The following is a 12,227-nucleotide window of genomic DNA, read 5'->3' as shown; positions in this document are numbered from 1 at the left end:
TCAATCAATCCACCGGAGTTGCAGCCATGCCCATTGCCTTGCTCGCGCTGACCCTAAGCGCCTTTGCCATCGGGACGACCGAGTTCGTCATCGTTGGCCTGTTACCGACCATCGGCGCCGACCTCGGCGTCAGCCTGCCCTCCGCCGGCCTGCTGGTCAGCCTCTACGCCCTGGGTGTCGCCATTGGCGCCCCGGTGCTGACTGCCCTCACCGGCAAAGTCCCGCGCAAATTGCTGCTGTTGTCGCTGATGGTGCTGTTCACCCTCGGCAACTTGTTGGCCTGGAAAGCGCCGAGCTACGAATCGCTGATCATTGCGCGGATCGTCACCGGCCTGGCCCACGGGGTGTTTTTCTCGATTGGCTCGACCATCGCCACCAGCCTGGTGCCGAAGGAAAAAGCCGCCAGCGCGATTGCCATCATGTTCACCGGCCTGACCGTGGCGCTGGTCACCGGCGTGCCGTTGGGGACGTTTATCGGTCAGCATTTCGGCTGGCGTGAAACCTTCCTCGCCGTGTCTGCGCTGGGGGTGATCGCGTTCATTGGCAGCCTGCTCTATGTGCCAAAAAACATTACCCACAGCAAACCCGCGTCCTTGCTGGAACAACTGCAAGTGCTCAAGCAACCGCGCCTGCTGCTGGTGTATGCCATGACCGCCGTCGGTTACGGCGGTTCGTTCATCGCCTTTACCTTCCTGGCGCCGATTCTTCAGGACATCTCCGGTTTCAGCGCCGGCACCGTCAGCCTGGTGTTGCTGGTGTACGGCATCTCGGTGGCCGTCGGTAATATCTGGGGCGGCAAACTGGCGGACAAACGCGGCCCGATCGCCGCGCTGAAAATCATCTTTGCCCTGCTGGCGGCGGTGCTGTTCGTACTGACTTTCACCGCTGGCAATCCATGGCTGGCCTTGGCCACCGTGCTGGTCTGGGGCGCGGTTGCGTTCGGCAACGTGCCTGGTTTGCAGGTTTATGTGGTGCGTCAGGCCGAACATCACACCCCGAATGCGGTGGACGTGGCTTCGGGCCTGAACATCGCCGCGTTCAACCTCGGCATCGCCGGCGGCGCGTGGGGCGGTGGTTTGATCGTTGCCCACATGGGCTTGATCCACACTGCGTGGATTGGTGGTCTGGTGGTGTTGGTGGCCCTGGCACTGACCGCCTGGAGCGGTCGTCTCGACCGATTGGGTCCGGTGTACGCCGAACCCGCTGAAGGCTCAACCCGAGTCGTCACAGGCCACTGATAACCCCCGTAGGAGCCAGGCTTGCCGGCGAAGGCGGCGGCACATCCAGCATCGATGTGCCTGACACACCGCTTTCGCGAGCAAGCTCGGCTCCTACATTTGAATTGCAGTGTTCATCCATATTGAGTTCACCACCAATCCAGTGTGGGAGCGGGCTTGCTCGCGAAGGCGGCGGCACATCCAGCATCGATGTGCCTGACACACCGCTTTCGCGAGCAAGCTCGGCTCCTACATTTGAATTGCAGTGTTCACCTATTTTGTATTCGCCACCGATCCACTGTGGGAGCGAGCCTGCTCGCGATGGCGGCGGCACATCCGGCATTGATGTGACTGATACTCCGCTTTCGCGAGCAAGCTCTGCTCCTACATTTGAATTGCAGTGTTCACCCATATTGAGTTCACCACCAATCCAGTGTGGGAGCGGGCTTGCTCGCGAAGGCGGCGGCACATCCAACATTGATGTGACTGATACTCCGCTTTCGCGAGCAAGCTCTGCTCCTACATTTGAATTGCAGTGTTCACCCATATTGAGTTCACCACCGATCCAGTGTGGGAGCGGGCTTGCTCGCGAAGGCGGCGGCACATCCAGCATCGATGTGCCTGACACACCGCCATCGCGAGCAAGCCCGCTCCCACATTGATTGAATGTATTTTCAGAAGGTGTGCCGTCCGTAACGCCGTCGAAACTTTCTCGTTCGCCCGACAGTCATCAAAAGACAGGGTTGTCCGATGACCATTAGACGGGAGGCGACATGGCGGCGATTCACATCGGTATTTCAGGTTGGCGCTACACGCCCTGGCGGGGGGATTTCTACCCGAAGGGGCTGACCCAAAAGCGCGAATTGCAATTCGCTTCGCGAGCGGTCAACAGCATCGAAATCAATGGATCGTTTTACGCCCTGCAACGGCCAGAGCGTTATGCCCAGTGGTATACCGAAACCCCGCAGGACTTCATCTTCAGCGTCAAAGCCCCGCGCTTCATCACCCACATCAAGCGCCTGCGCGACATTCATAAACCCCTGGCGAATTTCTTCGCCTCCGGGGTGCTGGAGCTCAAGGACAAACTCGGTCCGATCCTCTGGCAGTTTCCGCCCAACTTCAAATTCGACGCCGAGCTGTTCGAAACCTTCCTCGAACAACTCCCTCACGACACCGAACAAGCCGCCGCCCTCGCCCACCAGCATGATTCGCACGTGCACGGTCACGCCAGCCTGAAGGCCTACAAGAAAAAGCCTGTGCGCCATGCCGTCGAAATCCGTCACGAAAGCTTCATCGACCCGGCCTTCGTCCGCCTGCTCAAACGCCACAACGCCGCGCTGGTCATTGCCGACACTGCCGGTAAATGGCCGTACCGCGAAGACATCACCAGCGATTTCGTCTACCTGCGCCTGCACGGCGCCGAGGAACTCTACGCCAGTGGTTACACCCCTCAAGCGCTGAAACACTGGGGCGACCGGATCGAGGCCTGGCATCACGGCCGGCAACCGAGCGATCCGCAGCTGATCGCGCCCCGGCAGAAGCCCAAGGCGCGCAAATCCCGTGAAGTGTTTTGCTATTTCGACAACGACATCAAAGTCCGCGCGCCCTTCGATGCGCGCAGCTTGCTGGAGCGCTTCCATCTGGATAAAGAACTCGCCACCCGGCCCGGTGAGCCCGCCGCCGAAGGAGTGCTGACATGAGCATGTCCGAACCGGTCGGCACCACCGACGAACAGCAACCCATCATCACCGCCGTGCGCAGTTTCACCGTACTGACGGTCAACACCCACAAGGGTTTCACCGCGCTCAACCGGCGCTTCATCCTGCCCGAGTTGCGCGAAGCGGTGCGTAGCGTGTCGGCCGACGTGGTGTTTTTGCAGGAGGTTCATGGCACCCACGAGCATCATCCCCAGCGCTACAGCAACTGGCCGACGATGCCGCAGTACGAATTCCTGGCCGACACCCTCTGGCCGCAATTCGCCTATGGGCGTAACGCGGTCTACCCGGCGGGTGATCACGGCAATGCGCTGCTGTCGAAATTCCAGATCATTCGCCATGACAACCTCGACGTCTCCATCGGTGGCCACGAGAACCGCGGCATTCTCCATTGCGTGTTGCGCCTGCCCGGCGACAGCACCGAAGTGCATGCCATTTGCGTCCATCTCGGCCTGCGCGAAACCCACCGTACGGCACAACTCAAGCTCCTGGCGCGGCGCCTCGCAGAGCTGCCAAGTGACGCTCCGGTGATCGTCGCCGGCGACTTCAACGACTGGCGCCAGCGCGCCGATGCACTGCTCAAGCCCAGCGGGCTGCGGGAAGTGTTCGCTGAACACCACGGCAAACCGGCGCGCAGTTTCCCGGCGCGCATGCCCGCGTTGCGCCTGGACCGCATCTACGTACGCAACCTCAAGGCCAGCCATCCGCAAGTGCTGTCGGCGCGGCCCTGGTCACACCTTTCCGACCATGCGCCGCTGTCGGTGGAGATCGAGCTATGAGTGCCCCATCGATGGAAAAATCGACCGTGGAACACCTCTCCACCACCCCGTCCGCGCGAGAGCCGGGCGTGGTTGATGTCGAGTACGGCTGGCAGGGTAACAACCGCGTCGAGCTGCTGGAAAACGGCGAAGCTTATTTCCCTCGGGTATTCGAGGTCATGCGCCAGGCCAAAACCGAAATCCTCCTGGAAACCTTCATCGTGTTCGAGGACAAGGTCGGCGATGAGCTGCAACAAGTCCTCATCGATGCCGCCCGGCGCGGCGTGCGCGTCACCGCCAGCCTCGACGGTTTTGGCTGCGGTGAACTGAGCACAGGCTACCTCGCCGCCCTGAGCCAGGCCGGCGTGCACATCCAGATGTTCGACCCGGCGCCCAAGCGCCTGGGCATCCGCACCAACTGGTTCCGCCGCCTGCACCGCAAGATCGTGGTGGTGGACGGCACCATCGCCTTCATTGGCGGGATCAATTTTTCCGCCGACCACCTGGCCGATTTCGGCCCTGAAGCCAAGCAGGATTACTCGGTGGAAGTGCAAGGTCCGGCGGTGGCCGACATTCATCACTTCGCATTGCTGCAAAGCGGCCGCACGGGTCGCGCCAAATACTGGTGGCAACGTCGTCGGCAACGACGCTCGGAATTGGCATTCACTGATTCTGACGGCCAGGTGCGGCTGGTGTACCGCGATAACGGTGAGCATTCGACCGATATTGAAGAGGTTTACCGCCAGGTGCTGCGCAGTGCCCAGCGGCGGGTGGTGATCGCCAATGCCTACTTCTTTCCGGGTTATCGCTTGCTGCGGGAGATCCGCAACGCGGCCCGGCGTGGTGTGGATGTGCGGCTGATTCTGCAAGGGCAGCCAGACATGCTGGTGGCCAAGCTGGCGGCGCGCATGACCTACGACTATCTGCTCAAGTCAGGTGTGAAGATCTTCGAATACTGCGACCGCCCACTGCACGGCAAGGTCGCGCTGGTGGACGAAGACTGGAGCACCGTCGGCTCGAGCAATCTCGATCCGTTGAGTTTGTCGATGAACCTGGAAGCCAACGTGTTGATCCGCGATCGCGCATTCAACCGCGACCTGTCCGAGCGCCTCGAAGACCTCAGCAATCACCATTGCAAAGCCATGTCCGCCGATAAGTCCCCGCGCGGACGCGTCTGGCACATGACCGTCGGCTTTTTGGTGTTTCACTTCCTGCGGCATTTTCCGGCCTGGGCCGGTTGGCTGCCGGCGCATAAACCGCGCCTGAAACCTTTCACGCATCCGGCCGGGAGCGACAACCATGAGCCGCGCTGATACACACTCGGCGCCGCACGCCGACAGCCCGAGCAAATCCCGCTGGAGCCGTTGGAAACGACCGCTGACAATGGTGTTTTTCCTGGCGCTGATCGTGCTGTTCACGATGCTTGCGCAGCGTATCGAATGGGGCGAAGTGTTCGACAACCTCGCCGATTTCAAAGTGCGCACGCTGATCATCGCGTCCGGGCTGACGCTGGTGAGTTTTCTGGTCTACGCCTGTTTCGACCTGATCGGCCGCACCTACATTCGCCAGGACCTGACCTGGAAACAGATCCTGCCGGTGGGGATTATCAGCTACGCGTTCAACCTCAATTTGAGTGCCTGGGTGGGCGGAATTGCCATGCGTTATCGGCTGTATTCGCGACTCGGGGTGAGCAAGGGCAACATCGCGAAAATCCTCGGGTTGAGCCTGGCGACCAACTGGTTCGGGTACATGGTGATTGCCGGCGCGGTGTTCAGCAGCGGGCTGGTGCGCATGCCGCCAGGCTGGAAACTGAGCAGTGACGCGTTACAAGGCGTGGGCGTTTTACTGCTGCTGGTGAGCGCGGGGTATCTGCTGGCGTGCCGGTTTTCGAAACGGCGCGAGTGGGCGATTCGCGGGGTGGAAATCGACCTGCCGTCGCTGCGCATGGCGATCCTGCAACTGGCGCTCGGGGCGCTGAACTGGTCGTTGATGGCGGCGGTGATTTTCACCCTGCTGCCGAGCAAACTGGATTACCCGCTGGTGCTTGGCGTGTTGCTGATCAGCGCCATCGCCGGGGTCATCACGCACATTCCCGCCGGGCTTGGGGTGTTGGAAGCGGTGTTTGTGGCGCTGCTGCAACATGAAGTGTCACGGGGGAGTCTGGTGGCGGGGTTGCTGGCGTATCGGGCGATTTATTTCATCTTGCCGTTGTTGATTACGTTGGTGATGTATTTGGTGGTGGAGGCCAAAGCCAAGTCGCTGCGGATCGCAAAGAAACCGTCTTGAGTGTTGTGGTGAGGTGTAGGCCGTCTTCGCGAGCAAGCCCGCTCCCACATTGGATCGCGGTCTAATGTGGGAGCGGGCTTGCTCGCGAATGATCGCGAGAACAGCGCCAATTCAACTGGATTGAATAATGCTCAACCGCTCGCCCACCACCATCTCGGTAATCCAGTCCACCAGGATCGAGGTGTACGCCTGTTGCGAAATGGGCGTGCTCAAGGCGTGATCGGAACCGTCGATGATGCGGTGGGTCAGCGAATGCGTCTGCTGACAGGCCGCGCGGTAACTCATGATGGTCGCGTGGGGCACGTAGTCGTCGGATTCGGACTCGACCAACAGCACATCCCCGGTAAATTGCGAGCAAGCATGCAGCGCTCGATTGCTGTCGGCGCGAACCAGCGTGCTGCGGTAATCGCGCAAATCGACCTTGTCCAACTCACGCTTGGGCGTGTGCCACAAATCGTCGCGATACAACGCCGGCACTCGCAGCGCCAGCCAGCGAACGGGGCGCAACGAGGTTAGGATCGACGCCAGGTAACCGCCATAACTGGTGCCGACCACCGCAATCGCCGACGTGTCGAGCGCCGGGTGGGCGAGCAATCGGTCGTACGCCGCCAGCAGGTCGCGCAGGTTGTCTTCACGGGTCACGCGCGACAGCGGGATTCCGGTCCCGCCCGTGTGCCCGCGCAAATCGAACGTCAGGCACACACAACCCAAACCGGCAATGCCCTTGGCGCGTTCCAGGTCCCGCTCCTGACTCCCGCCCCAACCGTGCACGAAGAGCACGCCGGGGACTTTCGATTTGGGACTGAGAAAGGTCCCGCTCATCTGTTCGTCGTCGATGTCGATCTGAATGGTTTCGCTTCTAGCCGTCATAGGATTTAACCGTTACGTACTTGAGGAGAAAGTCACTGCTTTGCGCCGGCCCGCGATACACCTCGATGGCGTCCGCCGGCAGCGGCTGGTCGATGTAAGTCTCGACCGAAGACACTCGAATCGCACGCATTCCCGGATCATTGACGAAGCTCTGCAAGGCAGCGATTTCGGCGCTGCTGGCACCGCCCATGCGCCAGGACTGTTCGAGCACGCCGCTGCGCTGTTTACCGTTACTGTCGAGGCCTTGGGCAATGTCGTAGTTGCGTCGCGAGGCGTAGAAACCGGGGTAGGCTTCGTCCGCCGCGTTGTCGAACACCTGCGCTTGCCGGATCGCCAGTCGCACATCGTCCGGGAGTTCAAGCTCGAGCAGATCGTCGTAATAGCCCTGCACCACCAGCAGGTTCGAACCTCCATAAACCTGCTCGCCCTGACCGTCCTCGGTCAAGTATTGATCGCCGCAATAACTCAACACGTTGCCGCCAATAAAGCTCTGGCCAACGCTGTGAGTAATCACTTTGTCCAGATCCTGCTCCAGCACGACGCCTTCGCTGAACAGCTTTTTGGCCTCGGGCCTGGCGAGGATCGCATCGAACTCGTCGAGGCTTTTGATCACTTCCTGACCGCGTCCGGCGCAGGCATGAATCGGCTTGAGGCGGATCGGGCCGTTGTAGAGTAAATGTTCCGCCGCAGGACGCGCATCGTCGAGGGAAAAAACGCTGAGGCCATCGAGTACCACGTTGCGCACTCGCTCGGAAAACAACGGCGCCCAGCCCTCAGGCGCGAATGCATGCCGGTTAAGCAACCCATGGCTGATGGCTTTGGTGCAGATGAAATCATGGTCGACGTAACCGCCCCACAAATCCTCCGGCCCTTTGACGCCCAACGCCCGAGCGGCAGCGGCGCCCACCAGCGTCTGGGTCGGCAGCAAGTAAAGGTCTCGACCATTGTGAAGTTCAGGGTTGTAACTGCCGCCGTACTTGAGCCCGACAATCTGCGCCAGCCAGCGCGCCAATGCACGATTGGTTTCGACTTCGTGCAGTGGCGCTTCGGCGCGGACCGAATGGGCGACCACCAGTTTCTTGCGGTTTGTTGGGGTCATGCGTCCCCCTTCAATCTGCGCTTGATGAATGTAGTTAAAGGGGTGCAGAGATCAGGCCAAGGATGGCTGGAGCGAAACGGTTTTCAAATCAGCCAGTTGCACAAAACGTGATGGCACCACGCCTGTTTTATTCTGCACGACAGCCTTCAAGATTCCGGCATTTTGCACGAATCAAATGTGGGAGCGGGCTTGCTCGCGAAGGCGGCGTGTCAGTCAACATCAATGCTGAATGACACGCCGCCTTCGCGAGCAAGTCGAATCGTCGCACCGCCGCTCCCACACTTAATCAGTGGTGAGGCTGCTACCGGGTTGCAGCACTCGGCGTCACCCCAAACCGCGTCCGATAATCACTTGGCGCCAACCCGGTGATTTTCTTGAACGTCGCGCGAAACGCACTCGGGTCCTGATACCCCACGGTCCAGGCAATATGATCGATGGTGCCGTTGGTGAACTCGAGCATCTCCCGAGCCTTGCCGACCCGCAGATGCTGGCAGTATTCGGTAGGCTTGAGCCCGGTCGCCGCCCGAAAACGCCGCAGGAAAGTGCGCTCTTCCAACCCTGCCCGTTCGGCCATCGCCGCCAGCGAGACATCAATCGCCCCGGTGCTTTGCAGCCAATGCTGGACCTTGAGAATCGACGCATCACCATGGCTGAGAATCGGTGAAAAGTTGCTGCCGCATTCACTCGCGCTGTCGCTGTGCTCCACCACCAGGAAACGCGCCGTGCTAGTGGCGATGCTCGGCCCCAGCAGACGATTGACCAGACGCAAACCGAGTTCCGACCACGCCATCAGCCCGGCCGTTGTAATCAGGTCGCCGTCGTCGACGATCGGCGTATCGGCCTTCAACTGGATGGCCGGGTAACGCTCGGCGAAGGCTTTGGCCGAGGTCCAGTGCGTGGTGGCGCTGCGACCGTCGAGCAAGCCGCTTTCGGCCAACAGGATCGACCCCACGCAAACCCCGCCCAGGGTCGCGCCATTGGCGTGTTGCTGACGCAGCCAGCGGATCAAACCCTGTGGCGCCTGGCCTGCGGAAAATCCGCCGATCGACGGCGGAATCAACACCGCCACTAACGCGGCCTCCGCAGCGGGATGACTGTCGTAGACGCGCACCGGCGCCTGATCGCCATCGACCTGCCAATGACTGACCCGCAGCAACGGCAACTGTGCAGACTGATGCTCGGCGGCAATCCGGTTGGCCACCCCGAACAAGTCCGTCAACCCATGCACCGCCGCCATCTGCGCGCCGGGATAGATCAGCACACCCAGTTCGGCGATTGCCCTTTCTACGTCCATTGTCAGTTTTCCCCCTTCTATTGTCGGTGCGGCCAATCCTCGGACGGCCTGCCGGACCTGATACTTCATTCCACACCAACAAGCACTTCGAGGAAACAGTCATGGCCAAGCAAGCACTCATCGTAGTCGATATCCAAAACGACTACTTCCCCCAAGGCAAGTGGCCGCTGGTCGGCGCCGACGCGGCGGCCGACAACGCTGTTCGGCTGCTCAAAGCCTTTCGCGACGCCGGTGATTCGGTGGTGCACATCCGCCACGAGTTTACTTCTGACGCGGCGCCGTTCTTCACCCCGGGCTCCGAAGGCGCGAAGCTGCACCCCAAAGTCCTCAACCGCGCCGACGAGCCGGTCGTGCTCAAGCACTTCGTCAACTCGTTCCGCGAAACCGATCTGAAATCGATCCTCGACGAACAAGGCATCAAGGAACTGGTGGTCGTCGGCAGCATGAGCCACATGTGTGTCGATGGCATCACCCGCGCCGCTGCCGACTTCGGCTACAGCGTCACCGTCATCCACGACGCCTGTGCCTCCCGTGACCTGGAGTTCAACGGCGTCACCGTTCCGGCCGCCCACGTGCACGCTGCGTTCATGTCGGCCCTGGGTTTTGCCTACGCCAGCGTAGTGTCCACGGACGACTTCCTGGCGGCCACTCACTAAAAGAGTGTTGTCGAGCTGCATCATTCGACGTCCCGCAAACCAAAAGGCCAGTAGCGTTCGCCCGCTACTGGCCTTCGTGTGTGTGGCCCTTGCCGGTCGTCACAAAATCTCACGCGTGAGCTATTGAGGGCGGCAAAAATTGCCTGTAGTGTTTCTCACGCGTGAGTTTTTCAAAACGAGGTCAGCACTATGAACAGCAGCTCTCCACCGGACCCGTCTTCCGGTTCAGTCGCCGATTCTGCGAGCCGCAAGGGAGAGCGCTCGAAACCGTCCGCGAAAAAACCGTCGAGTTTCTACATGAAGCAGATGCGCGCGGGCCTGGGTGCCGCCGGTTATGTAAAACACGAGACTTGGGTGCTTCCCGAAAACCGAAGCCTGCTCAAGCAGATGGAGAAACAGCTTCGCCAACCGATTCTGGCTGGCTCATTCATGTCGGAGAATTACATGAGCGCAGGTACTAACTGGAACATCGATCGCCTCTTCAGTGCCCTTCAGGCTCTGGACGAAGTGGTTTCGAACGACATCACCCTCACCCTGGTTCAAGGTTCCGAGTCCAGCATCAAGCTGGAAATGAACGATTTCGGTGGCTTGCCGATTTACATCGCCGTGGTGGGCGACCAGATCATCGTGGATACCGTTCTGGTCGACGTCGAATCGATCAAGGACGTGCCGGCCTTCAATGATGCCGTGCTGCGCAGCCGGGAACTGTTCCCGCTGTCATCCATCGGTATCGAGTCCATGCCCAACGGCCAGGTGGTTTACAACATGTTCGGCGCACTGAGTTCCGATTCCAGCCTGACCAACGTCGTGACCGAGGTTAAAACCCTCGTCGATAACGTCCAGCGCGCCAGCGAAGCTTTCGATCGTTTCTTCAATTAATTATCCGGGAATAGGGAACATCCAATGACTCAGTCCATCTGGAGCAAATTGTTCACCGCGCTGCGCGGTGGCGCCAACGAAGTCGGCGAATCGATCGTCGACCAACAGGCCCTGCGCATCCTTGACCAGGAAATTCGCGATGCTGACAGCGCCCTGGCCAATGCCAAGCGTGAGCTGGTCACCATCATGGCCAAACACAAACTGTCGGCTGATCGCGTCAGTGAGTACAACGCGAAAATCAAGGACCTGGAGTCCAAGGCGATGGCGGCTATCCAGGCCAACCGCGAAGACCTGGCCCTGGAAGTTGCCGAAGCCATTTCGACCCTGACCAGCGAACTGGATGTCGAGCAAAAGCAGGCCACCGAATTCGGCGGTTACGCACAAAACATGCGCAAGGACATCACCAAAGCCGAAAACCGCATCAAAAGCCTGCGCCAGCAAGTGGACATGGCCAAGGCGCGCGAAAGCGTCCAGAAAGCCCAGGTCAGCGCTTCGATCGCCAGTGGCGGTGCCAATGGCAAGCTGGAAACCGCCGTCGGCACGCTGAACCGTTTGCAGGCCAAGCAGCAGCAACGCGCTGCTGAACTGGAAGCCCAGGACCAGCTGGCCGATGCGTCGACCGGTACGGACCTGGAGCGCAAGTTGCGCGAAGCCGGCATCACACCGGATGCCGGCAGCGCCAACGCGATTCTGGAGCGCCTGAAGCAAAAATCCGCCGAGTAACCGACTCAGGGTGCCGGAGGCATAACCTGCTCGCGAGAGGGAGTGTCAGGTGACATCAATGTTGCCGGACAACACGCTTTCGCGAGCAGGCTCGCTCCCACAATGAATGGATGGCGTATCAGTTTTTTTGTTGAGTTGAGGTCAAGGATGGATGCCCTGAAGGGTTTCAAGACAATCGCCGGTGTCGCTGTCCTGATGGTCGCGTTGCAACTGCTCAACGTTGTCACCGGCTACAGCCTCTTGGCATTCGGCCTGGTTCCAAGAACAGCGCACGGTCTGCTCGGCATCATCACCTCGCCTTTCCTGCACGCGTCCTTCGCGCACCTGAGCGCCAACCTGATCCCCTTTTTGATTCTGGGCACCCTGGTCATTGTCGAAGGACTCAACCGGTTTCTGGCCGTCAGTGCGATCATCATTCTGCTGGGTGGTTCGCTGGTCTGGCTGTTCGGTTTTTCCGGGGTGCACATCGGTGCCAGCGGCTGGGTGTTCGGGCTGTGGGCGTACATCCTGTCCCGTGCCTGGTTCCAGAGAAGCTGGGGCAACCTGATAACAGCCAGCGTCGTGGCCCTGCTCTATGGCGGGCTGATCTTCGGCTTCCTTCCGCGCCAGGGGGTTTCCTTCGAAGGACACCTCTTGGGTGCGTTCGCCGGGTTTATTGCAGCGAAGGTACTGTTAACAATGCCGCGCAGCAGGTTTAATGCCGCCGGTTAACCGCGCTTGAGCTTTCAGA

At 60.3% G+C, this 12,227-nt stretch carries 12 protein-coding genes; 9 read left to right on the top strand and 3 right to left on the bottom strand.

Annotation, left to right across the window (positions count from 1 at the left end; all coding sequences use genetic code 11):
* Window positions 1-26 precede the first annotated feature (26 nt).
* The 5 genes from ACIPL2_RS14845 (at window position 27) to ACIPL2_RS14825 (ending at window position 5,976) form a co-directional block, all read left to right on the top strand.
* Window positions 27-1,238: an MFS transporter gene (locus ACIPL2_RS14845; RefSeq protein WP_401357526.1), complete on the top strand. Its 1,212-nt coding sequence runs from the start codon at window positions 27-29 to the stop codon at window positions 1,236-1,238.
* 752 nt (window positions 1,239-1,990) lie between these two features.
* Entirely contained in the window at window positions 1,991-2,917 is a 927-nt protein-coding gene (locus ACIPL2_RS14840; protein ID WP_401357525.1) for a DUF72 domain-containing protein, read from the top strand.
* Window positions 2,914-3,711 carry an endonuclease/exonuclease/phosphatase family protein gene (locus tag ACIPL2_RS14835; protein WP_401357524.1) on the top strand — a complete coding sequence of 266 codons (798 nt, stop codon included), beginning with the start codon at window positions 2,914-2,916 and terminating at the stop codon, window positions 3,709-3,711. The genes ACIPL2_RS14840 and ACIPL2_RS14835 overlap by 4 nt, the downstream gene beginning before the upstream one ends.
* Window positions 3,708-5,003: a cardiolipin synthase ClsB gene (gene clsB, locus ACIPL2_RS14830; RefSeq protein ID WP_401357523.1), complete on the top strand. Its 1,296-nt coding sequence runs from the start codon at window positions 3,708-3,710 to the stop codon at window positions 5,001-5,003. Before ACIPL2_RS14835 ends, clsB begins: the two co-directional genes overlap by 4 nt.
* Window positions 4,990-5,976, top strand: coding sequence for a lysylphosphatidylglycerol synthase domain-containing protein (locus tag ACIPL2_RS14825; protein ID WP_401357521.1), 987 nt, complete (start codon window positions 4,990-4,992; stop codon window positions 5,974-5,976). Before clsB ends, ACIPL2_RS14825 begins: the two co-directional genes overlap by 14 nt.
* Before the next feature lie 111 nt (window positions 5,977-6,087).
* Here the strand turns inward: ACIPL2_RS14825 and ACIPL2_RS14820 are convergent, their stop codons facing one another.
* The 3 genes from ACIPL2_RS14820 to ACIPL2_RS14810 form a co-directional block, all read right to left on the bottom strand.
* Entirely contained in the window at window positions 6,088-6,846 is a 759-nt protein-coding gene (locus ACIPL2_RS14820; RefSeq protein WP_401357520.1) for an alpha/beta hydrolase family protein, read from the bottom strand.
* Window positions 6,836-7,945, bottom strand: a complete 1,110-nt coding sequence (locus ACIPL2_RS14815; RefSeq protein WP_401357518.1) for a DUF3182 family protein — start codon at window positions 7,943-7,945, stop codon at window positions 6,836-6,838. The genes ACIPL2_RS14820 and ACIPL2_RS14815 overlap by 11 nt, the downstream gene beginning before the upstream one ends.
* A 301-nt stretch (window positions 7,946-8,246) precedes the next feature.
* Complete coding sequence (locus ACIPL2_RS14810; protein WP_401357516.1) at window positions 8,247-9,239, bottom strand: GlxA family transcriptional regulator; 993 nt, start codon at window positions 9,237-9,239, stop codon at window positions 8,247-8,249.
* A gap of 101 nt (window positions 9,240-9,340) precedes the next feature.
* Here ACIPL2_RS14810 and ACIPL2_RS14805 point away from each other — a divergent pair, with 101 nt between their 5' ends.
* The 4 genes from ACIPL2_RS14805 to ACIPL2_RS14790 all read left to right on the top strand — a co-directional run bounded on the left by ACIPL2_RS14805 (window position 9,341) and on the right by ACIPL2_RS14790 (window position 12,208).
* Window positions 9,341-9,895: a cysteine hydrolase family protein gene (locus ACIPL2_RS14805; RefSeq protein WP_401357514.1), complete on the top strand. Its 555-nt coding sequence runs from the start codon at window positions 9,341-9,343 to the stop codon at window positions 9,893-9,895.
* A gap of 297 nt (window positions 9,896-10,192) precedes the next feature.
* Window positions 10,193-10,774, top strand: coding sequence for a YjfI family protein (locus ACIPL2_RS14800; protein ID WP_401357714.1), 582 nt, complete (start codon window positions 10,193-10,195; stop codon window positions 10,772-10,774).
* A gap of 24 nt (window positions 10,775-10,798) precedes the next feature.
* Window positions 10,799-11,497, top strand: coding sequence for a PspA/IM30 family protein (locus tag ACIPL2_RS14795; RefSeq protein ID WP_401357513.1), 699 nt, complete (start codon window positions 10,799-10,801; stop codon window positions 11,495-11,497).
* A gap of 147 nt (window positions 11,498-11,644) precedes the next feature.
* A complete protein-coding gene (locus ACIPL2_RS14790; RefSeq protein ID WP_401357511.1) occupies window positions 11,645-12,208 on the top strand; it encodes a rhomboid family intramembrane serine protease in 564 nt (187 codons plus the stop codon).
* Window positions 12,209-12,227: the final 19 nt, after the last annotated feature.

The sequence above is a fragment of the Pseudomonas sp. NPDC086251 genome (genome assembly GCF_044746405.1).
In the GTDB taxonomy this organism is placed as follows: Bacteria; Pseudomonadota; Gammaproteobacteria; order Pseudomonadales; family Pseudomonadaceae; genus Aquipseudomonas.
This window is presented reverse-complemented; position numbering and strand designations above follow the sequence as displayed.